This window comes from Actinoplanes sp. NPDC019969, from assembly GCF_055562375.1.
This window is the reverse complement of the sequence record NZ_JBVHFK010000010.1, coordinates 93,247-116,140: the sequence shown is the minus strand read 5'-3', so window position 1 is coordinate 116,140 and position 22,894 is coordinate 93,247. Positions and strand designations below refer to the sequence as shown.

The window sequence follows — 22,894 nt, the reverse complement described above, 5'->3', positions numbered from 1 at the left end:
CGTTGCCCTCCCGCCGACGCATCCGTCGGAACCGGGAAGGAAACGACATGGCCGAGTCGTCATCGGCGTGGACCCGCACAAACGCTCCGCCCGGCTGCATATCCGGACGCTAATGAAGCGCGGATGCGGGATCGGTTCGGACAACTTCGCCGGCGCCGAGGCAGGCCGAGCCCGGGTCAGCCGAGCAGGGCTTGTGCCACGGAGCGGCCGGACAGCCAGGCGGTCTGGACCCGCGGGCGGCCAAACGCGTCGCCACAGAGCCATACCCGGCCGTCCACCGCATACGGGGCCTCGCCAGGTTCGGGCTGGGCAAACGTCCAGCGGTGCACGCTCACCTCCGGCTTCGCCGACAGGCCGAGCAACTCCCCAACCGCCCCGGCGAGGATCGACCCGGCCGCATCGGGGGAATTCAGGTGCCGAGCGGCCAGCTGTGCGGTGGAGTGGGCGACCAGAACCGGTGCGCCGTCGCCACGCCGGTCGCCGTCGTCGCAGACGGTGGCGAGTACGGGATGGTCGTTGACGAAGGCGCCTCGCAGGTCGCGCCACTCACGCAGCGGGTAGCGCAGAACGGCCACGATCACCGGATGCCAGGCCTGCGCGGCGGCCGCCGCCGCGATCCCCGGCGGCGGGGCCAGCCGCAGAGCCTGCGGGCCGGGCATGGCCAGCACCACCGCGTCAGCGTCCGCCGGCACTGCGTCGAGCGGAGTTGACAGACGTACGTCGAGCCCGGCGGCGAGGTTAGCGGCCAGCGATCGCAGGCCGCCGGGAGCCGCCCAGCGGACCGGGCCCGCGGCATCCCGGCCGCCCGGGTAGACCCGGAAGGACTCGGTCCACGGCCGGGCGAGTCCAGCGGCCTCCCAATCGGCGACCTGTGCGGCGAAATCCGGGTCGTCGGCGACGAGGTAGGCGGCCCCGATGTCGGCATACCGGCCGTCGTAGCGCCTACTGGCCAACCGTCCGCCGACGACCCGGCCGCGTTCGACGACACGCACACTGACCCCAGCGTCCGCCAACACGCGCGCACACGACAGCCCGGCGATCCCGGCACCGATCACGACAACGTCCACGCTCGAGACCTTACCGAGCACCCGCGCTTGGCGGCTCGGGGACCGAGTCGCCCCGCCGAGGAGGTGGGCGGCGCTCGCCGGCCTGGCGGTCATCTCGCTCTTCGGCTGCAGCGGCAAGGACAGGCCAGTCATTGCGCCTACGGCGAACTCACCTTTGCCATCGCTGTCGCCGTCCGTGCAGATCACGGCTGAACCGCTCGCCACGCCTATCCTCGCTCGTCTTGTCGGCCGCACGGGTCAGCGGCAGGTCTCGTTCGGACTGACAAGCGGACAGCGCAGTCTTACGGTCCGATACCGATGCACTGGTGGCGGAGAGATGACCGTCAGAACCTCGGATGGCGTCGAAAGTGCCGAGGTCAAGAACACCCGCGATGGTGTCACCAAGCTTCACAGTGGCAAATCGTTCAGAGCGCCGGCGGCCGTCGTAACCATCACGGTCGAGCCCACCGAGGTCGACTGGCCGGAACGCGCCGCGGAGATCGAACCTACAGGCCAAGACCAGGGCGGATTCCTTCATGCCGGATCCCCACCCGCTCAGGAGGGCGCCTGCGGAGCCGAGCGGCCCATCAATTCGGGCACGCTCAGCGGCATGTGAGCGCGCTGGAGAGCGACCCTGTCAAGACCGCCTTGACTTCAATCGCACTTCAACTGCCAGCCTGAAGGCGCGGGCAGTGTTGGGTGGGCAGAAAGGGGAGGTCAGTGCGGGCTCGAGGCATCTCGTGGGTCGGCGTGAAGACAGATTCGTACCAGCAGATGAGGGATTTCTTCGCTGACGTGGCAGGGTTGGCGATCGACCACGAGCAGCCGGACTTCGCCGTCTTCCGTTTTCCCGACGGCGACAAGCTGGAGATCTTCGGTCCCGAAGCGGACGATCCTCCCGACCAATTCGCCCGGGAGAAGGTCGTGGCAAGCCTCCTCGTGGATGACATGGACGAGGCCGTTGATGCACTGGTTCAGGCTGGTATCAACCTGATCGGGACGAAGCAGATCGGCGGCAACGGCTACTCCTGGCAGCACTTTCGGGCTCCCGACGGAAAGGTCTTCGAGCTCGTATGCGATCCCAGCCATCCATGGTCATGATCCTTTGACGACACGGCCTGGTCGCCGGCGTCGGCGTGGGTGAGCAGGCGAGCGGCCAGCGCCCGCACTTCGGCTCTGAGTTCGGCGGGCTGTTCGATGGTGAAGGGCCAGCCGAGCCCGGCCAGCATCTGCGCGGCGCCGTCGAGATTCTCGGCTCGGGCGGTCAGCCGTACGCCGCCGACGACCTCGGTGAGGGTGCCGACCGAGGGCGGGATCCGCTGCCGGGCCTGTGCCAGGCCGGTGTGCAGCAGGACCGAGACCTCGTGGGCGTACGGCACCGAGGCCAGTCCGGCGAGGACATGGCCGGTGGGGTCGAACCCGGCGGGTACCTCGAACGCCCCGTCGGTGGCCCGGATGGCGCTGATGCGGTCGAGCCGGAATGTCCGCGTGGATCCGCTGGCGTGGTCGTGACCGGTGACGTACCAGCGGCCGTTGTGGAAGACCAGGCCGTACGGGTCGAGGCCACGCTCGCCGGAGTGACCGTGCCAGGTGGTGTAGGTGAGCTGTACCGGGTGCCGGTGGCGGGCCGCCTCGGCGAGCACCAGCAGCACCTCGGTGCCGGGCGGGGCGGGTTGCCGGACGGGCCCGGTGACGTCCATGGTGGCCAGGAGGGCGTCGATGCGCCGGGCGAGGGCGGCCGGCAGTACCCGGCGCAGCTTGGCGGTGGCGCTCTCGGTGGCCGCGTGTTCGGCGGTGACCATGCCGGTGCGGCGTCCCGCGGCGAGGCCGAGGGCGATGGCGACCGCCTCGTCGTCGGTGAGCATGAGTGGCGGCAGCTTGTATCCGGGCGCGAGCCGGTACCCGCCGTAGCGGCCACGGCGCGCTTCGACCGGGATGCCCAGGTCGAGCAGGTGGGTCGCGTAGCGGCGGACGGTGCGCTCGTCGACGTCCAGCCGGCCGGCCAGGTCGCCGACGGTGAATGTGCCGCCGGACTGGAGGATCTCGAGCAGGGCCAGCACGCGTGCTGTCGGCCTGGGCAAAAGACGTCCTCTCCATCCGGGCGGAAACTGTCCGGTAATGACCGTAGCGTGCCGGGCATGACGACATTCGTACTGGTCCCCGGGTTCTGGCTCGGCGCGTGGGCCTGGCAATCGACGGCCGCGGAACTGCGCCGGCACGGCCACGACGTGTACCCGATCAGCCTGACCGGCCTCGGGGAGCGCGCTCACCTGGCCCGTCCCGACACCGACCTCGAGGTCCACGTCACCGACGTGGTCAACCTCCTGCGCTACGAGGACCTGCGCGACGTGGTCCTCGTCGGGCACAGCTACGCCGGTAGCGTCGTCACCGCGGCCGCCGACCGCGTCACCGACCGCGTCGCCCGGTTGGTCTATGTCGACACCGGCCCGCTGCCCGACGGCGTGGCCCAGTTCGAGTTCACCCCACCGGCCGAGCGCGAGCGCAACGCGGCATCGGTCGACGAGCACGGTGACGGGTGGCGGCTGCCGTCGCCGCACTGGGCCGACCTGGCTGCCGGCGCGCCGGACGTGGACGACTCGATCGTCACGCTGCTGCGCGAGCGGTCGGTCGGCCAGCCATGGGCGACCGCGACCACCCCGGTCCGGCTGACCGGGGCGTGGGAGAAGCTGCCCCGGCTCGGCGTGCTGTCGAGCTTCACCGCCGCGCAGACGCAGGAGATGGCCGCGGCGCTGCCGCTGTGCCGCCACATGGCCGGCCCCACGTGGCGCTACGAGGAACTGCCGACCTGGCATTGGCCGATGCTCAGCCGGCCGGTCGAGCTGGCCGCGATCCTGCACCGGGCATGACCGCCGCTGCCGGGTGACCACACCAGGCCACCCGGCAGCGGTACGCGTCAACGACGGGAACCGCCCACGATCCGGCGGACGTCGCTCCGTCACTCGGAGCGCTTGCGCCGTGCCCAGATCACGTAGGTGACACAGAGGATCAGCAGCACGGCAGTGATGGCGATCCACACCCAGCGGGTGAACGGGTCATCGGTCAGGAACGCCCGGACCCCCGCCAGCACGGCGAGCGTCAGCGGGCCCAGCCCGAACCATTCGGAGTGCTCCGTGAAGGCGAGGGCCTTGAGCGACTGAAGCATCCTGCCACCCTATGCGGTCGGCTCAGGGTTTGGTCGATAGGTTCGGCGGATGGATATCGAGCGGCATCTTGCTGGGGACGGGTGCCTGAACGTACGGGATCTCGGTGGGCTGCCGGCTGCCGACGGGGCGGTCACCCGGCGGGGGGCCGTCGTCCGGGCGGACAGTCTGGATCGGCTCAGCGGGGCGGGATGGGCGGCGCTGTATGCGCACGGGGTCCGGACCGTCGTGGATCTGCGGGAGGCCGACGAGCGGGAGGCCGAGGTCGTGCGGCCGGACGGGGTACGCGTCGTGGAAGTGCCGCTGGACGACAACGACGACGGCGATTTCTGGTACGGGATCATCGACGACGACTCGGACGGTACGCCGCTCTACTACCGGCGGTTCGTCGAGCACAAGGCGGACCGGTGTGTGGCCGCGCTGAAAGCGGTCGCCGACGCCCCGCCGGGTGGGGTCGTCGTGCACTGCGGGATCGGGCGGGACCGGACCGGGCTGGTGTCGTTGCTGCTGCTTGCTCTGGCCGGGGTGACGACGGAGGCGATCGTCGAGGACTACGCGCTGAGCGGGGAACGGCTGCGACGGCACTTCGGCGAGGACCGCCCGGGCGGGTGGGATCCGGTGGTGGAACGGCTCACCGGGCACGGCACGACGATCGCGGAGGTGCTCGGGGAGCTGCTCGGCGGTTCGGAAGTCCTGGACCGGCTGAAGCAGGCGGGACTGACGGACGCCGACGTCGAGCGGATCAGGGCCCGGCTGCTGTGAAAACGGGATGCGGCAGGGGACGGCTGCGGACATCATGGCGCGGTGTGGCGGATGCCGTTCTTCGAGGCGCTCGGTGACGCGCGGCGGATCCTGATCGCGGGGGCCGGTGGCGGGTTCGACGTGTACGCGGGCCTGCCGCTCGGGCTGTCGCTGACGGCCGATGGGCGGACCGTACATTTCGGCAGCCTGTCGCTCGTCAACCTGTACGGGCTGGACCGTTCGGTCTGGCGGGAGCCGGGCGTCGCGGCGGTCACCGCGGAGACCGCGTCGCACGAGGACTACTTCCCGGAGCGGACCCTCGCCCGCTGGCTGGACCGGCACGGACTGCCGTCGACGGTGTACGCGTTCCCGCGCACCGGGGTGCGGCCGTTGCGGGCCGCGTACCGGCGGCTCGCGAAACGGCTCGACCTGGACGCGATCGTGCTGGTCGACGGGGGCACCGACATCCTGATGCGCGGTGACGAGGCGGCCCTCGGCACCCCGGTCGAGGACGCGACCAGTCTCGCCGCGGTGGCCGCCACACCGGTGCCGGTCAAGCTGGTGGCGTCGATCGGGTTCGGGGTCGACGCGTATCACGGGGTCAACCACGTGCAGGTGCTGGAGAACATCGCGGCGCTCGACCGGGACGGCGCCTACCTGGGCGCGTTCAGTGTGCCGTCGCACGGGCGGGAGGCGGCGCTGTACCGGGACGCGGTCGAGCACGCGCGGGTCAATACGCCGGGACGGGCGAGCATCGTCAACGGGCAGATCGCGGCGGCGCTGACCGGGGCGGCCGGGGACGTGCCGCTGAACGGGCGTGACTTCGGGACGCCGCTGTTCGTGAATCCGCTGATGGCGATGTACTTCACGTTCGACCTGGCCGGGCTGGCGGCCCGGTCGCTGTACCTGGACCGGATCCGCGGCACCGACGACATGCTGCAGGTCAGCCACATCATCGAACGGTTCCGCGACGAGATCGAGCCGCGCCCGAGAGTTCCCTTTCCGCACTGACACCCGGCGGCGGGGCGGTGCTCGCGCGGACCACCAGGAGGGGCGGGTGGCGCCGGATCTCGAGGCCCCCGGCGCCGGACTCGATCTGTTCGAGCAGGATGGTGACCGCGTCGCGGCCGACGGCGTCGAGATCCTGGTGGACGGTGGTCAGCGGTGGCCGCAGGTAGGGCGACTCCGGCAGGTCGCCGAACCCGGCCACGCTCACCGCCCCGGGCACGTCCCGGCCGGCTTCGGCGAGCGCGCGCAGCACACCGACTGCCATGTGGTCGGTGCCGCAGAAGATCGCGGTGACCGACGGATCGGCGGCGAGCCGCCGGCCCGCCTCGTACCCGGAGCGGGCGGTGCCGTCACCGGCGAGCGGCGCCGGGACCGGACGTCCGGCCAACAGCAGGGCCTGCTGCCAGCCGGAGCAACGCTCCCTCGCCTCCGGGCGGGCAGACGGACCGTAGACGTGGTGGACCGTGCGATGGCCGAGGCCGAGAAGATGCCGGGTCGCCAGCCGGGCGCCGAGCGCGTTGTCGACGGCGACGCTCGGCAGATCCCGCAGATCACCGGCGATGACACAGGGCATCCCCGGCGCGACGGCGGCGACCGGGTCGATCAGGATCACGCCGGCGACGGCCTGGTCGCGCACCCGGTCCAGGGCGGCCCGGAGCGAGGGCTCGTCCGGGCGGGCACACCCGGTGACGGTGACCTGAAAACCGGCCCGGCCGGCCGCCTGCCCGACAGCGTGCAGCAGGACGGCGGACGCGGCGGCCGGTGCCGGGGTGACGACGCCGATGGTGCGGGAACGGCGGGTGACGAGGGTACGGGCGGCGAGGTTGGGCTGGTAGTGCAGGGCCCGCATGGCGGCGCGGACCCGGGCCCGCGTCTCCGGCCGGACGCTCGGATGGTCGTTGACGACGCGGGAGACGGTCTGCGCCGACACTCCGGCGAGCCGGGCGACGTCCTTGAGGACCGGGGCGCGCACGGTTCAGGCGCGGCGCACGTAGGTGTGGTAGGCCGCCGTGTCCCCCAGGAAGAACGGCTCGAACGTGACGGATCCGCTGGTGAAGGTGAGTGGCCGGGGCCCGGGCCGGACGGTTCCGGGCAGGTCGGCGGGCAGGCTGAGGTACGCGGTCGACGACGACTTGGCGACCAGCGCGAGCGGCCCGTAGAGCAGCGCCTGCAGACTCGGATCGTCGATGGCCCGTTCCACCGACAGCTGGTACGGGAAGCTGACCTGCACCCGATCCCCCGACGCCCAGGTCCGGTTGAGGCTCGCGTAACCCTCCGCGTTCACCGGGGCGGCGACACTGCTGCCGTTCACGGTGACAGCGAACGAGGCACGCGCCCACGACGGCACCCGCAGCCGCAGATCGAATCGCCCCGCCCCGGTGATCGTCAGCGTCGACGACGGGGTGCGCGGGTAGTCGCCGGTCTGGGCTACGGTCACGCCCCGTGAGGTCCAGCGCAGCGTCGACGGTATGTAGAGGTTGACGTAGAGGACGTCGTCGGCCGGTGACCGGAAGTAGATGGTGTCCTGGTACTTCGTGTGGTTCTCCAGCCCGGTCCCACCACAGCACGTGCCGATGTTGCCGTACCCTCGGCGGCTCCCCGGCCCCACCGGAACCATGTAGGTGACCAGCGGATCCGTGGTGCTGTCGGCGTCCCGCCGCGACGCCAGGATCTGGTTGACGAGGGTCTTCTCGTAGTAGTCCATGTACCGGCCGGCCGGCGCGTGCGAGAACAGGTTCCGGGCCAGTTTGAGCATGTTGTACGCCGCACACGTCTCGGCGTTGGTGTCCCCGGAGATGCTCCCGGCGATCACGTCCCGCCCCCGGAACACCTCGCCCTGCCCGGTGCCGCCGTGCGCGTACGTGCGGTGCGGCACGACCATGTCGTAGAAGTTCGCCGCCGCCGTCCGATAGGAGGCGCCCGCGCCCTGCTCGTACATCCGCAGGTACCCGAGGAACTGCGGGATGTGCTGGTTGGCGTGCTTGCCGTTGAGCGTGTCGGTCCCGTTCACGCAGTCGGCGAGCAGCTGGGTGTTGTCGAAGTAGCCGGCAGTGGTCAGGAATGTGGCGTTGCCGGTGAGGGCGGCCAGGTCGGCCATCACCTCGTTCATCCCGCCGTACTCCCCGGCGATGTACAGCGCCCACATCCGGTCCAGTTGGGCGCGCGGCAGTTTGCTGAGCCGGCTGTGCACCCACTCCCCCATCCCGCGCGCCACGGTGAGGGCGGTGGCGTTGCCGGTCAGGGTGTGCGCGTCCAGCAGCCCGCGCATGATCTTGTGGCAGGTGTAGTACGGCGCCCAGATCGCCGGGTACGTCACATACTGTTCGAGCTGGATGAACTGCGTCTCCGGATAGGCGGCGAGGAACCCGGCGTGACTGGGCCCGGGCGTGCCGGACCCGGTTCCGGTGACGACGGCGGCGTTCCAGCCGCGACCCGACGAGTCGGCGACGACGAACCCGGAGGTCTCCTCGAACCGGTAGCGGGCCAGGTTCCCCTGCGCCCCGGCCGCGATCTCGGCTGCGGTCAGAACCCGGTTGAGCAGGTGAAACTCGGTGACCGTGGCCTTCAGGTAGGCGTCGGAGTACTGCGAGCGGCCGATCCAGTTGTTCTTCGGGGCGCCCAGCGCGGCCGGGGTCAGCGTCATCGCCGTGTTGGTGCCGGCCACGGCACCGTTGACGTACAGGGTGCCGACGTGGCCGTTGAGGGTGACCGCCACATCCACCCACTGACCGACCGGCAGCGGGGTGGCGCTGCTGATCCGCTGTTCACCACTACTGCCCGAGGTGGTGATGGCGAACCGGGGGCCGGCGCCGTCGTGCACCGTCAGGAACATGTTGACGCTGGTCCCCGTACCGAAATCGAAAGCTCTCGACCAGGTCCGCAGCTCGCTGATCTTCAAACGGATCGCGATGGTGGCCTGGGTCAGCCCGTCGATCGTGGCGTCCGGCAGGCCCACGTACTGGTTGCTGCCCGACAGCACCAGGCCGTCCGGTGTCCACGTCGGCGGCACCGGCCCGGAGCCCGGCCGGCCGACCCGGGCCGCCCACGCGTCCTGGCACTGCTTCAAGCCGGTGACCAGGTAGTCGAGTTTGGTCTTGAGAACCGCCTCGCCGGTGCCCGCCCACGCCTGGGCCAGCAGGGACAGGAAGTGGCCGCTGTAGTGGCCGCGCAGGTTGCCGGTCGCGTCGTCCCAGCCGCCCGGCGGTTGCGCGCCGAGGGTGTCCAGGCCGGCGGCGGCCCGGAAGTTCGCCAGGATCCGGTCGGCGGGGTACGCCCGGGCGTAGGCGAGGATCCGGTCGCGTTTCTCGGTGAAGACGCTGGGTTGCAGGCTGACCTGGTCGAGGCCGAACGGGACGGCCTTCCAGGACGACGGAACGGCGGCCGCGGCACGCGGCACGACGAAAGGGACGGCCGCGGTGGCCTGGAGCAACTGACGACGGGACAGCATCGGGCACCTCTCAGAGGGTGGGGATCCAGACGCGCATGGCCGACGGGCCACGGCGGGCCCAGCGGTGGTACGGGTGGAGCGGGATCTCGACGGCGGCCCCGGCATCGGGGACCCCGGGTGCGGCGTACGGCCACGCATCATCGGCAACGGGCACAACACGACCGGTGACGATCACCGCACCGTCCCGTTCGACCAGGTCGGTGCCGGGGTCGAGGCGGATCGTGTCGAGCGCGACCCCCGGCGGCAGGTCGACGGACTCGGCGCAGTAGACGACCGGCCCCCGTTCGACGGCGACGCTTCCCCGTACCGCGTCGATCCTGGGGTCGGCAACCGTGACCCGGGGCCGGACCGCGAGATCCAGCACCACCGTCTCCCCGGCACGGAACCGGCGGGTGATCCGGGCGTAGCCCGGGGCGGCCGGAACCCCGTCCACGGTCGCCGCGTGGGCCCAGCCGGGAATCCGCAGCGCAAGGGTCCAGGGGGTGTCCGGGGCGCGCACGATCCGCACGGTGATCCGGCCGTCGTCCGGGTAGCGGGTGTCCACGTCGAGCGCGACGCCGTCGCCGTTGATCGACGCGGGCGTGTACTGGTGGATCTGCACGCCGGTGTCGTCGCTGGTGGCGACGTAGGCGGCGAGGCTGGCGAAGGTCCGCGACAGGTTGGTCGGGCAGCAGGACACCGCGAACCAGGAGGCGCGCAGGCTGGACGCGGCCCGCGGCACCTGGGTCCCGGCCGCCGGTTCCACGCCGGGCACCCGCTGGTGCAGGGTGTTGGCGTAGAAGAAGCGGGTGCCGTCGTCGGCCGGCGAGGTGGCGATGATGTTGAACAGGATCCGTTCGATCAGGTCGGCGTACCGGGCGTCGCCCCGGGCCAGCAGCAGCCGCCACGCCAGCATGATCGAGCCGACGCCGGCGCAGGTCTCCTGGTAGGCGCGGTCCGGCGGGAGCACGAAGTCGTCGCCGTACGCCTCGTCCTGGTGCCGGGAGCCGATGCCGCCGGTGAGGTAGGTGCGCCGGGCCGCCGCGTGCCGCCACTGCCTGTCGATCGCGTCGAGCAGCCCGTCGTCGCCGGTCTCCACCGCCACGTCGACCGCCCCGGCCGCCAGGTAGACGGCCCGGACCGCGTGGCCCCGCAGCGACACCGCGTCCCGGAGCGGTACGTCGTCCTGGAAGTACGCCCGCCCGAACTCGATGTCGTCGAGCACCTGGTGGCCGCGCCGTTCGATGAACAGCCGCGCCTGTTCCAGGTAGCGCCGTTCGCCGGTGACCCGGTACAGCTCGGCCAGCGCGGTCTCGATCACCGCGTGCCCGCAGACCGAGGCGATGCCGTCCGGGCCGAACGTGTCGCACACGTGGTCGGCGGCCCGCACGGCCACCGTCACGAGGTCGTCGTGGCCGTGGGTGCGGGCCCGGGCCACCCCGGCCTGGATCAGGTGGCCGTAACAGTAGAGCTCGTGGCCCCACTCCAGGTCGCTGTAGCGGGCCGCCTGGCCGGGGCGGCCGAAGTTGGTGTTGAGGTAGCCGTCGGGCTGCTGCGCGGCGGCGACCCGGGCCACGATCGCCCGGTAGCGGTCCTCCAGGTCCGGGTCGTTCGCCCAGGCCAGGGCCTCGAGGAACTTGTAGACCTCGGAGTCGGAGAACTCCCGGCCGCGCCGCCGCTCGGCGGGCAGGCCGAAGTTCGGCAGCCAGCCGGCCTTCTCCAGCCAGGACTCGATGTGCGCGAACGACGCCGTCCGCACCACATCGCGCCGCTGCTGCCAGAAACCGGGCCGCAGGGTCACCTCGCCGAGCCCGAACGGCCGCAGCCGCCCGGCGCCCGGCGCCGCCGGGGTGCCGCCGCGCCGGATCCACGCACCGGTCACTGTCACTTCGTCGATCGTCATAGGGTGCTCAACCTTTGAGTGCGCCGGACATGAAACCGCGGACGTAATGCCGTTGGAGGGCGAGGAACAGCACGATGCAGGGCAGTGCCAGGGCGACCACGCCGGCCTCGGTGGCGCCGTAGTCGACGATCCCCATCACCTGCTGGCGCATGTTCGCCACGGCCAGCGGCAGCGGCAGCTTGCCCGAGTCGCTGATCAGCACGAGCGGGGTGATGAAGTCGTTCCAGGCGGCCAGGAAGGCGAACAGGCCGACGGTGATCAGGCCCGGTTTCACCGCCGGGACCATGATGTGCAGCAGGGCGCGGAGGCTCCCGCAGCCGTCGACCAGCGCCGACTCGCCGAGTTCCTTGGGCACCGCCTCGAACGAGATGCGCATCATGAACACCGCGAACGGCAGCTGGAACATGGTCAGCACCAGCGCCAGCCCGACCAGCGAGTTCTGCAGGCCGAGGTCGTTGAGCAGCACGTAGAGGGGAATGAGCAGGGTCGCGTACGGGACCATCAGGATGGCGAGGGTCAGCAGGAACAGCACGTTGCGGCCGGGGAAGGTGAACATCGCGAACGCGTAGCCGCCGAGCAGCGACACGAACAGCGTGAACAGCACCGTCATCCCGGCGACGAGCGTCGAGTTGAGCAGGTACGTCCCGATCCCGGCCTGATAGTGGGCGAGGGTCTGGTAGTTGCCGAAGCCCCAGCCGTCGATCTGGTTCGTGCCGGCCTGCGGGCTGACCGACGCGACCGCCGCCCACAGCAGCGGGGCGAGGAACAGGATGGCGAGACCACCGGTGAGGATGTAACGGGGAGTGCGCACCATCAGTTCTCCTTGCCGCGCAGCCAGCGGAACTGCACGAGGTTGACGACCAGCAGCGCGCCGAGGACCAGGATCGACAGCGCGGCGGCCCGGCCCAGGTCGTTGGCGCCCTGGAAGGCCATGTTGTAGACGAGCTGGACGATGGTGATCGTGCTGTTGTCCGGCCCGCCCTTGGTGAGCAGGTAGAACTGGTCGAAAGCGAGCATCGAGCCGGTGACGCAGAGGATCGTGCACAGCGCCAGGGACGAGCGCAGCAGCGGCAGGGTGACGTACCGGAAGGTCTGCCGGCGGTTCGCGCCGTCGAGACGGGCCGCCTCGTACACGTCCCCGGCGATCCCCTGCAGCCCGACCAGCAGCAACAGCATGTAGAACCCGGCGAAGCGCCACACGATCAGCGCGACCGTCGACCACAGCGCGCTGGTCGGGGTGCCGAGGAACGAGACGCCGAGGAAGCCGAGCGGGCTGCTCTGCGGGGAGTACAGCGCGTAGAACAGCAGGGAGGCCGAGGCCAGCCCGAGCGCCGACGGCACCAGGAACGCGGTGCGCAGGAACCCGGACCAGCGGCTCGACTCCTGCACCAGCAGCGCCAGCCCGAGGGCCAGCACCAGCAGGATCACGGTGGTCAGCGCGGTGTACTTGACGGTGAACCACACCGCCGGCCAGAACAGCCGGTTCTCGACGGCGGCGGTGAAGTTCTCCGGCGCGTTGTACCCGCGGTTGCCGGCGAACAGGTTCCAGTCCGACACCGACATCCGCGCGACCAGCACGGTCGGCACCACGAAGAAGATCAGGACGAAGAGCGCGGTGGGCGCGGCGTACGCCCAGCCGGTCAGTCGCGGTCCGCGGCGCTTGCGCACGACCTTGCTGTGTACGACCGGAGCACCGCGCTGCCCGGTCTCGGCGAGACTGGTCGTCATGTCTACTGGGCGAGCACGCCGGTGAGCGCCTCGTTGTCCTTGCTCAGGCTCCCCGCGTCCCCGTACACCTGATTGCGGAGAAGGGTGACCCAGGGGCTGCCCGGCGCGTTGAACGCCTGCTGGAAGTTGACGGCGACCGGGGTCTTGCTCTGCGGCGACGCCGCCGCCTTGTTGATCGTGACCACCCGCGGGTCCTTGACCGCGTACTGGTTGTCGGCCAGGTCGGTGCGCGACACGCTGCTGTCGTTCTTGGCGAGCACCTCGACCTGCGCGGCCTCCGAAGTCAGCCAGGACATGAAGTTCCACGCCTGCTGGGTGAGCGTGGAGTCCTTGGAGATGCCGATCCCGTCCCCGCCGACGAACGTGGAGCCGGCTCCGGCGGAGACGCCGGGAATCGCGGTGACGCCGACGTCGACGGTCCTCGCCGCGGTCTGCAGCAGCGTCGCCGGGTACGGCATGACGCCGACCTTGCCCTCCTGGAACGCGGCGACCCAGGTGGCGCCGGTCTCGTCCTTGGCGCCGGGCGCGATCGCCCCCGCCGCCTGCAGGTCCCGCCAGGTGCGGTACACCTTCTGCGCGGACGCGCCGTCGAGCAGCGACTTCTTCCCGCCGTCGGCCATCACGTCCTCGCCGCTGGCCCAGATCATCGGGAACCAGGTGAAGACGTTGCAACCACCGCAGTTGCCGCCGAAGTAGGTGCCGTGGACGTCCTTCTTGCCGAGCTTCTGCACGGCGAGCGCCTGCTCCTTGAACTCGTCGAGCGTCGTCGGGCCTTTCTCCGGGTCGAGGCCGGCCTCCTTGTAGAGCGCCTTGTTCCAGAAGATCACCGACAGGTCCAGCACGAACGGCAGCACGTACTTCTTGCCCTCGTACGTCCCGGCCTGCAGGTGCCCCTGGTTGATCTTGTCGGCGTACGGCAGCTGGCCGATGCTCTCGGTCAGGTCGTGGAACAAGCCGGACTTCGTCCAGTTCGGCACGTACACGATGTCGGCGGCGAACAGGTCCGGCAGGTCGCCGCTGCCGGCCGCCGCACCCACCTTGGCCACGTAGTCGTCGTTCGGCACGATGGTCAGCTCGACCTGGTTCTTGTGCGATTTGTTGTACGCGTCGACCAGCGCCTTCGCCTGCAGCTCCAGCGGCGCCCGGGTCCACAGCGTGAGTTTCGAGCCGTCGTCGACGCCCTCGACGCCGGCGCCGGCCGGTGGAGCCGCCGTCTCCTTGGCGCCGCCGTCGCCGCAGGCGGCCATCGTCGTCATGAGCAGCCCGGCAAGGATCGCCCTGCTCAACCTATTCTGGCGCACGGAGTGCCTCCGATTTTCGGTGAGTTTCGGTCCGAGCAAACAGCAGGTACGCTGGGCACCTGATTAAGCGGATTTCGCGGTGCCGAAAAGGTTTTCAGGAACGTAATACGGAGGAAAAACTGTTGTCAAGAGCGTCGATGGGGCCGGTCACCTTGCGTGACGTCGCCCAGCTCGCGGGCGTTTCCATCGCGACCGCCTCGAAAGCCCTGAACGGCCAGCCGCAGGTCCGCGCCAGCACCCGTGACCGCGTCGTCCGCGCCGCCGAGCAGCTCAACTTCTCGCCGAACACGCTGGCCCAGGGCCTGATCACGCAGCGCACCGGCACCGTCGGCCTGCTCACCTCCGACCTGGAAGGCCGGTTCTCGATCCCGATCCTGATGGGCGCCGAGGACGCGTTCGGCTCCGACCAGACGTCCGTCTTCCTCTGCGACGCCCGTGGTGACGCCATCCGCGAGAAACACCACCTGCGCGCCCTGCTGTCGCGCCGCGTCGACGGCCTGATCGTGGTCGGCGCCCGCCCCGACGCCCGCCCGTCGCTCGGGCGCGACCTGCCGGTCCCGGTCATCTACGCGTACTCACCGTCCGACGACCCCGCCGACCTGTCCCTGGTCACCGACAACATCGGCGGCGGCCGGCTCGCCGTCGACCACCTGATCCGGCACGGCCGCCGGCGCATCGCCCACATCACCGGCGACGCCACCTACGGCGCCGCCCAGGACCGCGCGGCAGGCGCCCTGGCCCGCCTCGCCGAGGAGGGTCTCGCGCTGGCCGGCGACCAGGTGTGGTTCGGGTCCTGGTCCGAGGCGTGGGGCCGCAGCGCCACCCGCATGCTGCTGGAACGCGACCCGGGCATCGACGCGATCTTCGCCGGTTCCGACGAGATCGCCCGCGGCGTCCTCGACGTGCTCCACCAGGAGGGCCACGCCATCCCGCAGCGGGTCGCGGTGATCGGCTTCGACAACTGGAACATCCTGGCCGCCAACGCCCGGCCGCCGCTCTCCACCATCGACATGAACCTGGAACAGCTCGGCCGGCTCGCCGCCCAGCGCCTGTTCGCCGCCATCGACGGCACGCTCGGCTCCGGCATCCAGACCGTCGCGCCGCGGCTGGTCACCCGCGAGTCCACCGGCTGACGGTTGGGACTTCCGTGGCCGGGTACTACTCCTGCGTACACCTGAGACCGCATGGAGGTGCCCGATGTCGTTTGACGACAAGGTCGACAACAAGGCTGAAGAGGTCGGCGGCAAGGTCAAGGAAGGTGTCGGCAAGGCCACCGACGACGAGCGCCTGGAGGCGGAAGGCAAGGCCGACCAGAGCGCCGCGAACCTGAAGCAGGCCGGCGAGAAGATCAAGGACGTCTTCAAGTCCTGATTCATCCGGACCCGGGGACACCGTCCCCGGGTCCGTGACAGCATTCGGTACGTGTCCGACGAAGCCACCCAGATGCTGCCGAAAGCCGAAGAACGACGGCTCGAACAACACTTCTGGGTACGCTCGGCGGCCGTCGCCGCCCTCGGTGTCGTGGTCGTCGCCCTGCTCGGGTCGGCGCTGCTGAGCATCTTGCACGCCCCGAAACCGCACCACATCCCGATCGGCTACGTCGGCACCGACAGCACCCGGCAGTCCCTGGAGGCGAAAGCCGGCGACGCCCTCGACGTCACGGTCTACGACAGCCGGGACGCCGCACTCACCGGCATCGCCCACTTCGACGTCTACGGCGCGCTGATCGTCACCGCCACCGGCGTCGAGCTGCTCAAATCCACCGCCGCGTCACCGCAGGTCGCCGCCACGCTGACCGCCCTGGTCACCGCCACCTTCGCCGGCGCCGCCACCCCGACGATCACCGAGGCCACTCCCCTGCCGTCCAGCGACTCGGCCGGCGGCGGCCTCGGCATCATGCTGCAGGTGGTGATCCTCGGCGGCACGATCGGCTCGATGGGCCTGGGCCGCCTCGTCCCCCGCTACCGCGCCAACTGGGCCCGCGGCGAACTCCCCCTGGTCTTCCTGATCCTGTACGCCCTCTGCGTCGGCGCCGGCATCGCCGGCCTGGCCCGCGGCTTCGGCGTCGGCGATCACGTCGACTTCCTCGAACTGACGCTCAGCCTCGCCCTGATCAACCTGGCCGCCACCGCCTCCACCAGCGCCCTGGTCTCCCTGATCGGCACCGCCGGCGCCGGCATCGGCGGCCTCCTGTACTTCCTGATCGGCGCCCCGATCAGCGGCGCCGCCACTGCCGGCCCCCTGATGCCGGTCTTCTGGCACGACTTCGGCCAGGCCCTGCCGCCGGGCGCCGGCGCCACCCTGCTGCGCCGCGTCCTGTACTTCCCCGACGCGTCCCTCACCACGCCGATCCTCACGCTGGCCGCGTACGCCGGAACCGGCGCCCTGATCCTCGGCGCCGTCAACCTGATCGCCGGCTACCGTCACCGCAAGAGCCTGACCGGCCTCCCCTGACCGCGGGTAAGGTCTTCAGCGTCCACCGGGAGTGACACGCCCGGCGTAGCTGGTGCCGCACCACATGGTGTGTCAGCTCCACGGAGCGCCCTCCGGCATCGGGTCCAGCACCAGCGGCGAGACCTTCTGGACCCGCTCCCACGAGAAGTTGTACTTGTCCATCGCCGCAGGCGAGGTGATCCAGCGCTTCACTCCGTTGCTGACGATGTAGACGGCCGGGCGCTCAGGCGCCTTCGCCAGGAACGCGCCGGACGTGAGCGCCTCCCGCTCGGCGATCAGGTCGATGTGCGGGTCCTGGATCACTCCGCCCCAGTTCCGGAACAGGTTGTCGAAGGTCGCCGGATCCGGGATCCACCGCCGATACCCTTCCGGGTCGACGAGGTAGATCGCCGGCTGCCCGGGCGCCTGTATCCGGTTACCGGACAGCGAAGGATGGGGCACCGGCTCCATCCGGACACCCGCGGCGGCCGGGTGAAGGGCCGTGGTCAGCGTGCAGAGCAGGGCGGCGAGGACGACGCCGATTCGGTATGAGATTCGCATTCCCGCAGCGTAGGCACGCCCTCGATGGGGCAGCCGGGGAAATGGGAATCACGCTAATGGTCAGTTCAAACCCCCGGCGTCCGCCTCTCGGCAGTACGACGGTCCGGTATTCGCGGAAGTGCCGCAGCGCATCGATGAGACGGCGGGAAGATGGGCGCCAGGCTCAATCATGGGCACGATGGTGGCGCCGGCGGTCACCCTCGTTCTTCTGCGCCGGCCGGGCAGCCCGCGCTTTCTGCTCACCGCCGGCAGCCTGGTCCTGGTGGTGGTGCCGGCCATCTCGACGCAGCTGGTGAACGTTCCGATCAACGAAGAGATCAACACCTGGTCCGCGGGATCACTGCCAGCCGACTGGACCGAGGTCCGTGACCGGTGGGAGAGCCATCACACGCTGCGGACGATCTTTTCCGTGCTCGCATTGGTTCTGATTGCCGCCGCCGTGACATTGACCCGCGAACCATGTTGACACCTGCCGACACCGGCCATGCCTGACTGACCTGCGTCCCCCCGCGGCTCCCCCCACAACACCCCACGTCGCCCCCCGCAGCCGAGCCGCAGCATCGAGTCGTCCACCGGGCCCACGCCGGGCCCACGCCAATCGAGGGAGAACCCCACCGATGCGCACCAACCTGCTCCGTCGGCGTCTGCTTCGGCTCGCCGTTTCCGCGGTCGCCCTTCCGGCGGCGGTCGCCAGCCTCGTTCTCAGTGCCGGACCGGCCGGCGCTGCCCCGGTGTTCACCGACGGCTTCGAGCCGCCGCCCGCCCCGCAGGGGTGGTCGTTCACGCACGTGGGCGACGGCGCCGGCGGCTTCAGCGCCCTGGGCCCGCGCTCCGGCGTGCGGGACGCGTTCATCGCCCAGACCGGCGCCGGCTTCTCCTCGGTGCAGCGCACGGTGGCGATCACGCCGGGTGCGTTCTGCACGGCGTCGGTCTTCCTGGACCCGGCGAAGACCCCGGCCATCCCCGCGACCGAGGACATGGCTCTGGAGATCATCGAACCGGTCAGCTTCACCTACGTGGCGCGTGACCTGCGCACCATGTCGTCGTCGGCGCCGTACACGAAGTTCAGCGTCAGTTGGTCGGGCAGCCCGGCCACCGTGCTCGTGCGCATCACCATCGGCGGCAGCGTCGTCGACGGTGTCGCGAAGGTCACGGCACTCCGGGCGGACGACTTCAGCATCAGCTGCTGACGGCACCACGGGCGGGATTCGGGGACGGCAGCAGCTGGTATCGACGTACCGTCACCCGCCGCTCTCCGTCCCCGACCTCGCTTCGGAGCCGAGGGCGCGGCAACGCCGAGGCCCTCGCCAACACCACCGCGCTCGCCAACCGCGTGCGCCCCTGGCAGTGCCGTCACCCGTTCGGTGCGCTGCGGACAAGCTCAGTGGCACACGGTAGACGTCGTTGGCGAAGGACAGTTGTCCGGCTGTGTGTCGCTGTCGGGCAGCTCCTTCCTCATCTCGCCGACATCGATATCGAAGCGACGCACTCCAGCCCCGTTGTGCTCCCTACGGCGATCGCGCGTGGTGAGGTGGCCGCATGCGCTGCCTGCTCGAAGTCGTCGCCCCGAGTCCATTCGCAGTGTCAGCGGACGTCGAGCGATGCGCCGGATGCCGGAGCAAGTGCTTCGTCGAGCAGGTCGACTCGCCGCTTGCCTCGCATGAGGGTGACATCGCAGTGCTCGGGGTCGACGATTTCGCGATCACGCTGGTCGCAACCACGGCACCGTGCTGATCGCTGCGAGGCGCGCCAGATCGTGGATGTACTGCGGGGACGCGATGCGAGACGGTGACGGCCTGGCTGCGGGAGCATAGGAAACCGTCAGCGATATGCCGCCGAGCCCATCACGCCGGCTGGTTCGGTTCACGCGCTGGGAGTGGTTCGGGGTTGCATCCTGTACCGGGGTACAGGCTTACCGTCGAGGCATGACCACCGACGAGCACGTGTGGGTGCCCGAGGCGTGCACCCTACCCACCGTCGATCAGCCGTTGCGGCTGGCCGAGTTCGATGACCTGTTCGCCAGCGCGCTGCACGCCCAGCATCGACTGTCGTCCACGACGCTGCGCTGGGACCTCGATCCGGCGGCCGAAAAGACGGCTCGGGACCTGACCGCGCGGGAGAGCAGCTGCTGTTCCTTCTTCGAGTTCGCCTTCCATCCGGGTGGTGACGTGCTGCGGCTGGAGGTGGCGGTCCCGGACGCCCAGGTTGCGGTTCTGGATGCGTTGCAGCAGCGCGCCGCCGGCCGGATGCGGTCGTGACCGGCCTGCGCAGCAGTGAGGTCGCCGACGCGGCCGGGGTCAACCTGCAAACCCTGCGGTACTACGAACGCCGTGGGCTGCTGGCCGAACCGGAGCGCAGCCTCGGCGGGCACCGGCTCTACCCGGCCGAGGCGGTCACCGTACTGAAGGTGATCAAAGCGGCGCAGCGGCTCGGGTTCACCCTCGACGAGGTCGCCGACCTGCTCGACAGCGCCGGTCACCGGCACGGCCGCCCTGACGCGGGCCTCCAGGAACGGGCGCGGACGAAGCTCGCCGAGGTGGAGGCGAAGATCGCCGACCTCCAGGTGATCGCCTCCACGTTGCGGGCAGCCGTCGACGCCGGCTGCGACGACCTGATCACCTGTGCCGGCCAGCCGTGCTGCCCGATCCCGTTCGCCACCATCGCGCAAGGAGTTCCGGATGCCGACCCTCGCTGACCGCACGCGCCGCCTGCTGCCCACGGGGCTGACCGGGCTGGCCGCACTCGCGTGCGCCGCGTGCTGCGTCATCCCGTTCCTGCTCGCGGCCGGTGTCGTCTCCGGCGCGGGCTGGGCCGTCGCCGTCTCCTGGATGCCGGGTATCGCGGTCGTCCTGGCCGCCGTCGCGGGCGGCGCCTGGTGGTGGGCGTCGCGACGCCGTCGCCACACGGCCGGATGCGCCGGGAGCGGCTGCGCGTGCGCGACCCGGTGACCCGGCAACGGTAGGCGACAATCACCGGCCGGTAGGTTGCCCGGCATGACCATCGCCCGTTCGCTGCTGCTGTTCGCGCCGCGCTCGCCGAGATCGGCGGGGCCTGGCTGATCTGGCAAGGCTGGCGGGAGAACCGCGGCCTGTGGGGATCGCGACCGGCGTCGTCGCCCGCGGCGCCTATGGGTTCGTCGCCGCTCTGCAACCGGAAGGCCCCAAGTTCGCCGAGGCCGACGACCAGCCCGCCAACCCCAACGCCGATCCGGCGGTCATTCACTCGCCCGTTACGGCCGCATCGACCTGCTCTGCATCGATGAGCTCGGCTACATGGAGCTGGATCGGCGCGGCGCTGAGCTGCTGTTCCAGGTGCTGACCGATCGGGAGGAGAAAGATCGGTGGCGATCGCGTCGAACGAGGCGTTCTCCGGCTGGACCGAGATGTTCACCGACGCGCGGCTCTGCGCAGCGATCGTGGACCGGCTCACGTTCGGCGGCAACATCATCGAGACCGGCACCGACTCCTACCGGCTCGCGCAGACCCGCGACAGGCGCCGACAATCGGCTTGTCACCGACGGCGGAGTCGCCCTTGACGACATACACCTCCCACGGCTCGTTGCCCGGGCCGCGGACCCATACCTTGTCCTGCAACGCATAGCAGCACTCGGTGTCGTCCTCGGTCAGGGTGGATCAGGCCGGCGTCGGTGAGTCGGCCGGTCGCTGCGTCGACCTGCTCGGAGGTTCCGACCTCGACGCCGAGGTGGTCCATCACGGTCGGCTGGTCGGCCTCGCCTTCGAGCAGGACCAGCTTGACGACGCCTTGGTCCACGAACTTCCGGCGCAGGGCGCCGGCTTCCGGCAAATCGCGCGACATCCCGGCTGGCCGCATTGGACGGTATTCAAATACGCCCATGCCGCGACCTGGCAAGAACTGGTGGTCGGGCAGAAACCACGACCGGCCAGCACTCCGTGGGTCGGGCGCTGACCCAGACTGGCATCACGCCTGTTGAGGACCATGTAAGAAGATCAATCACGGACTTCGCGCCAGAACCCCGATCCCGCGAACAGAATCACCCCTTGGCACCTCACCGAGTATTCATAGGAGGCCCTCCCCGTGACCGCCGCACAACCCGTCGCCACGGTGGCCGTGCCGCTGGATGCCGCAACGGCAGACCCGCCCGTGGTGCTGGCTCGGCCGGGTCAGCCCGGCCGTCAACTGCTGGTACAGCGCAGCGATACGGAGTTGGTCGTTCACCACCTGGACGGATCCGAGCCGGAACACCGTTTCCAGGCACCGTGGCCTCGCGGCTTCGGCTCGGTGACAGTTTCCCCGGCCGGCGACGTCGCCGTGTTCGCCGGCCTGCACGCTCTACACGCTGTGGACGCGAACGGCGTACTCCTGTGGGAAGTACGGCACGGCTGTTGGTCGTCCAGCGTCTGCGCCAAGGCGCACGTCTCATTCGCTGAATACGTCAACGACGATGAGCACGAGTATCCGGACAGCGGCTCAGTGGCCTTCTCCTCCGACGGCAAACTGCTCTGGGCCCATGTCCGAAGCCTTACCGGCGATGAGGCGGAGGAAGAATGGTGGATCATCGACCCGGCCGACGGGACGGTGCTCGCCCGAGCCGCGACGATGACCGTGGGATCTGTGTCCTTCCACTTCCCTCACCCGCACCCGGCTTACATGGGCCTGACTGTCGGCGAGGGTGAGGAGGACTCTCCGGTGCTGTGGGGCCACTGGGATGGCCAGAGCCTCACCACGCGCCGGCTCCCCGCGGAGGTCCTGCTCGCCGTGAGCCCGTCCGGTGAGCATTTCGTCACCACGGACGTGGGCCAGTGGTCCCTGTACCTGCACCGGGCGGACGACGGCACAGAGGTACACCGAACTCGAACCGAAGACACGACCGGCAACCGCGATCGCTGGGCCTACGAGGCGGCCTTTCCTCGCGACGACACGATCGTCGCGGGAACCGACGATGCAGAAAACCCGCGCCACTGGCTCGTCGACCCGCACACCATGGCCGCACACGGCCCCATCGGTTACCCGTTCCCCGTGTCAGGGCCTCCGCGATCGGCAGGTACCGACGTTTGGTACACGATTTCCCAGGACGGGACGACGGTTCACCTGTGGCGGCTCTCCAGCCGGCATCGAGCTGGCTAGGCGGGCTCGCGGCAACCCAGCCGTCGCACCCGTGCACAACGCGACATCGGCGTCGGATCAAGCGCTTCCGCTCGGCGCAAGAATGACGAGATAGCGCTCGATGTTGGCGTCTCGTGCGATGTGGGACTCCCACTCCGAGTGCGGCAGGCCGTAGATCTCTCGCAGAGCGCGATCGGCGGCATCCCGTCCAGCGTAATGAACCGCGACATCGTAGAGACCTGGCCCGCCAGGCAGATCCATCGAATCCGCACGATGGAACATGTCGCCGGAACGCGCTATGCCGCTCGGGAAGTTGACCTCAAAATTGAGGAAATGTCACTTTCTCCAAGAATGCGGCCATAGCAAAAGCGACGAGGACTCACATGCCGCGCCACCGCCGCTGGAGGATCATCGGCGTTGCGGAGTCGGCCGACGATCCGGGTGTGCGATCGGTCGAGATCTTCCAGGGCCCGGATCTCAGCGAGCCGTGCCTGACGCTG

Annotated in this window: 25 protein-coding genes and 3 pseudogenes; 17 read left to right on the top strand and 11 right to left on the bottom strand. The window is 70.1% G+C overall.

What is annotated here, in order from left to right; translation table 11 throughout:
• Nucleotides 1–176: 176 nt before the first annotated feature.
• Nucleotides 177–1,088: an NAD(P)/FAD-dependent oxidoreductase gene (locus tag ACZ3II_RS28235; protein WP_465521288.1), complete on the bottom strand. Its 912-nt coding sequence runs from the start codon at nt 1,086–1,088 to the stop codon at nt 177–179.
• Nucleotides 1,089–1,383: 295 nt separating this feature from the next.
• On the opposite strand from ACZ3II_RS28235, the gene ACZ3II_RS28230 reads away from it, so the two are divergent.
• Together ACZ3II_RS28230 and ACZ3II_RS28225 are read left to right on the top strand one after the other, a co-directional pair.
• Nucleotides 1,384–1,662 carry a hypothetical protein gene (locus tag ACZ3II_RS28230; protein WP_465520814.1) on the top strand — a complete coding sequence of 93 codons (279 nt, stop codon included), beginning with the start codon at nt 1,384–1,386 and terminating at the stop codon, nt 1,660–1,662.
• A 134-nt stretch (nt 1,663–1,796) separates the two neighbouring features.
• Nucleotides 1,797–2,147: a VOC family protein gene (locus ACZ3II_RS28225; protein WP_465520812.1), complete on the top strand. Its 351-nt coding sequence runs from the start codon at nt 1,797–1,799 to the stop codon at nt 2,145–2,147.
• On the opposite strand, the gene ACZ3II_RS28220 is transcribed toward ACZ3II_RS28225, so the two are convergent.
• Nucleotides 2,069–3,127, bottom strand: a complete 1,059-nt coding sequence (locus ACZ3II_RS28220) for a helix-turn-helix transcriptional regulator (protein WP_465520810.1) — start codon at nt 3,125–3,127, stop codon at nt 2,069–2,071. The two genes, ACZ3II_RS28225 and ACZ3II_RS28220, sit on opposite strands and share 79 nt — an antisense overlap.
• A 57-nt stretch (nt 3,128–3,184) precedes the next feature.
• Here ACZ3II_RS28220 and ACZ3II_RS28215 point away from each other — a divergent pair, with 57 nt between their 5' ends.
• Nucleotides 3,185–3,913, top strand: a complete 729-nt coding sequence (locus tag ACZ3II_RS28215; protein WP_465520808.1) for an alpha/beta fold hydrolase — start codon at nt 3,185–3,187, stop codon at nt 3,911–3,913.
• 89 nt (nt 3,914–4,002) lie between these two features.
• Here ACZ3II_RS28215 and ACZ3II_RS28210 read toward each other — a convergent pair whose 3' ends face one another.
• On the bottom strand, nt 4,003–4,209 hold the full coding sequence (locus ACZ3II_RS28210) for a hypothetical protein (RefSeq protein WP_465520806.1): 207 nt from the start codon (nt 4,207–4,209) through the stop codon (nt 4,003–4,005).
• Between the two features lie 49 nt (nt 4,210–4,258).
• Between ACZ3II_RS28210 and ACZ3II_RS28205 the strand changes: the two genes are divergently transcribed.
• A complete protein-coding gene (locus ACZ3II_RS28205) occupies nt 4,259–4,969 on the top strand; it encodes a tyrosine-protein phosphatase (RefSeq protein WP_465520804.1) in 711 nt (236 codons plus the stop codon).
• A gap of 51 nt (nt 4,970–5,020) precedes the next feature.
• On the top strand, nt 5,021–5,959 hold the full coding sequence (locus ACZ3II_RS28200; RefSeq protein ID WP_465520802.1) for a DUF1152 domain-containing protein: 939 nt from the start codon (nt 5,021–5,023) through the stop codon (nt 5,957–5,959).
• Here the strand turns inward: ACZ3II_RS28200 and ACZ3II_RS28195 are convergent.
• Genes ACZ3II_RS28195 through ACZ3II_RS28170 form a run of 6 tightly spaced genes read right to left on the bottom strand, consistent with a single transcriptional unit; the run spans nt 5,901 to nt 14,300 of the window.
• Nucleotides 5,901–6,929 carry a LacI family DNA-binding transcriptional regulator gene (locus tag ACZ3II_RS28195; RefSeq protein WP_465520800.1) on the bottom strand — a complete coding sequence of 343 codons (1,029 nt, stop codon included), beginning with the start codon at nt 6,927–6,929 and terminating at the stop codon, nt 5,901–5,903. The genes ACZ3II_RS28200 and ACZ3II_RS28195 overlap by 59 nt on opposite strands.
• 3 nt (nt 6,930–6,932) lie before the next feature.
• Nucleotides 6,933–9,404, bottom strand: coding sequence for a beta-L-arabinofuranosidase domain-containing protein (locus ACZ3II_RS28190; protein ID WP_465520798.1), 2,472 nt, complete (start codon nt 9,402–9,404; stop codon nt 6,933–6,935).
• Nucleotides 9,405–9,414: 10 nt separating this feature from the next.
• Nucleotides 9,415–11,286: a glycoside hydrolase family 127 protein gene (locus ACZ3II_RS28185; RefSeq protein WP_465520796.1), complete on the bottom strand. Its 1,872-nt coding sequence runs from the start codon at nt 11,284–11,286 to the stop codon at nt 9,415–9,417.
• A gap of 7 nt (nt 11,287–11,293) precedes the next feature.
• Nucleotides 11,294–12,100 (bottom strand): carbohydrate ABC transporter permease, encoded by an 807-nt coding sequence (locus ACZ3II_RS28180; protein WP_465520794.1) that lies wholly within the window; start codon nt 12,098–12,100, stop codon nt 11,294–11,296.
• A complete protein-coding gene (locus tag ACZ3II_RS28175; protein WP_465520792.1) occupies nt 12,100–13,014 on the bottom strand; it encodes a carbohydrate ABC transporter permease in 915 nt (304 codons plus the stop codon). The genes ACZ3II_RS28180 and ACZ3II_RS28175 overlap by 1 nt, the downstream gene beginning before the upstream one ends.
• 2 nt (nt 13,015–13,016) lie before the next feature.
• A complete protein-coding gene (locus ACZ3II_RS28170; protein ID WP_465520790.1) occupies nt 13,017–14,300 on the bottom strand; it encodes an ABC transporter substrate-binding protein in 1,284 nt (427 codons plus the stop codon).
• A 152-nt stretch (nt 14,301–14,452) separates the two neighbouring features.
• On the opposite strand from ACZ3II_RS28170, the gene ACZ3II_RS28165 reads away from it, so the two are divergent.
• The 3 genes from ACZ3II_RS28165 to ACZ3II_RS28155 all read left to right on the top strand — a co-directional run bounded on the left by ACZ3II_RS28165 (nt 14,453) and on the right by ACZ3II_RS28155 (nt 16,769).
• A complete protein-coding gene (locus ACZ3II_RS28165) occupies nt 14,453–15,448 on the top strand; it encodes a LacI family DNA-binding transcriptional regulator (RefSeq protein ID WP_465520788.1) in 996 nt (331 codons plus the stop codon).
• 64 nt (nt 15,449–15,512) lie between these two features.
• On the top strand, nt 15,513–15,686 hold the full coding sequence (locus ACZ3II_RS28160) for a CsbD family protein (RefSeq protein WP_465520786.1): 174 nt from the start codon (nt 15,513–15,515) through the stop codon (nt 15,684–15,686).
• A gap of 51 nt (nt 15,687–15,737) precedes the next feature.
• Nucleotides 15,738–16,769: a hypothetical protein gene (locus ACZ3II_RS28155; RefSeq protein ID WP_465520784.1), complete on the top strand. Its 1,032-nt coding sequence runs from the start codon at nt 15,738–15,740 to the stop codon at nt 16,767–16,769.
• Between the two features lie 72 nt (nt 16,770–16,841).
• Here ACZ3II_RS28155 and ACZ3II_RS28150 read toward each other — a convergent pair whose 3' ends face one another.
• Nucleotides 16,842–17,309 carry a hypothetical protein gene (locus ACZ3II_RS28150; protein ID WP_465520782.1) on the bottom strand — a complete coding sequence of 156 codons (468 nt, stop codon included), beginning with the start codon at nt 17,307–17,309 and terminating at the stop codon, nt 16,842–16,844.
• Nucleotides 17,310–17,478: 169 nt separating this feature from the next.
• Here ACZ3II_RS28150 and ACZ3II_RS28145 point away from each other — a divergent pair, with 169 nt between their 5' ends.
• The 8 genes and pseudogenes from ACZ3II_RS28145 (at nt 17,479) to ACZ3II_RS28110 (ending at nt 20,844) form a co-directional block, all read left to right on the top strand.
• The gene (locus ACZ3II_RS28145; protein ID WP_465520780.1) at nt 17,479–17,775 is read left to right on the top strand and encodes an anthrone oxygenase family protein; all 297 of its coding nucleotides are present in this window, start codon (nt 17,479–17,481) and stop codon (nt 17,773–17,775) included.
• 151 nt (nt 17,776–17,926) lie between these two features.
• A complete protein-coding gene (locus ACZ3II_RS28140) occupies nt 17,927–18,499 on the top strand; it encodes a hypothetical protein (protein WP_465520778.1) in 573 nt (190 codons plus the stop codon).
• 349 nt (nt 18,500–18,848) lie between these two features.
• Entirely contained in the window at nt 18,849–19,043 is a 195-nt protein-coding gene (locus tag ACZ3II_RS28135) for a hypothetical protein (protein WP_465520776.1), read from the top strand.
• Between the two features lie 191 nt (nt 19,044–19,234).
• Nucleotides 19,235–19,567, top strand: coding sequence for a hypothetical protein (locus ACZ3II_RS28130; RefSeq protein WP_465520774.1), 333 nt, complete (start codon nt 19,235–19,237; stop codon nt 19,565–19,567).
• On the top strand, nt 19,564–20,004 hold the full coding sequence (locus ACZ3II_RS28125; protein WP_465520772.1) for a MerR family transcriptional regulator: 441 nt from the start codon (nt 19,564–19,566) through the stop codon (nt 20,002–20,004). The genes ACZ3II_RS28130 and ACZ3II_RS28125 overlap by 4 nt, the downstream gene beginning before the upstream one ends.
• Nucleotides 19,988–20,257, top strand: a complete 270-nt coding sequence (locus ACZ3II_RS28120) for a hypothetical protein (RefSeq protein ID WP_465520770.1) — start codon at nt 19,988–19,990, stop codon at nt 20,255–20,257. The genes ACZ3II_RS28125 and ACZ3II_RS28120 overlap by 17 nt, the downstream gene beginning before the upstream one ends.
• 45 nt (nt 20,258–20,302) lie before the next feature.
• Nucleotides 20,303–20,477, top strand: a pseudogene (locus ACZ3II_RS28115) (YnfA family protein); the annotation flags it as partial.
• Nucleotides 20,478–20,581: 104 nt separating this feature from the next.
• Nucleotides 20,582–20,844: pseudogene (locus ACZ3II_RS28110) on the top strand (ATP-binding protein).
• On the opposite strand, the pseudogene ACZ3II_RS28105 reads toward ACZ3II_RS28110, so the two are convergent.
• Nucleotides 20,753–21,065 (bottom strand): annotated as a pseudogene (locus ACZ3II_RS28105) (glyoxalase/bleomycin resistance/dioxygenase family protein); the annotation flags it as partial. The pseudogenes ACZ3II_RS28110 and ACZ3II_RS28105 overlap by 92 nt on opposite strands.
• Before the next feature lie 300 nt (nt 21,066–21,365).
• Between ACZ3II_RS28105 and ACZ3II_RS28100 the strand changes: the two are divergent.
• Entirely contained in the window at nt 21,366–22,415 is a 1,050-nt protein-coding gene (locus ACZ3II_RS28100; RefSeq protein ID WP_465520768.1) for a hypothetical protein, read from the top strand.
• Nucleotides 22,416–22,894 lie beyond the last annotated feature (479 nt).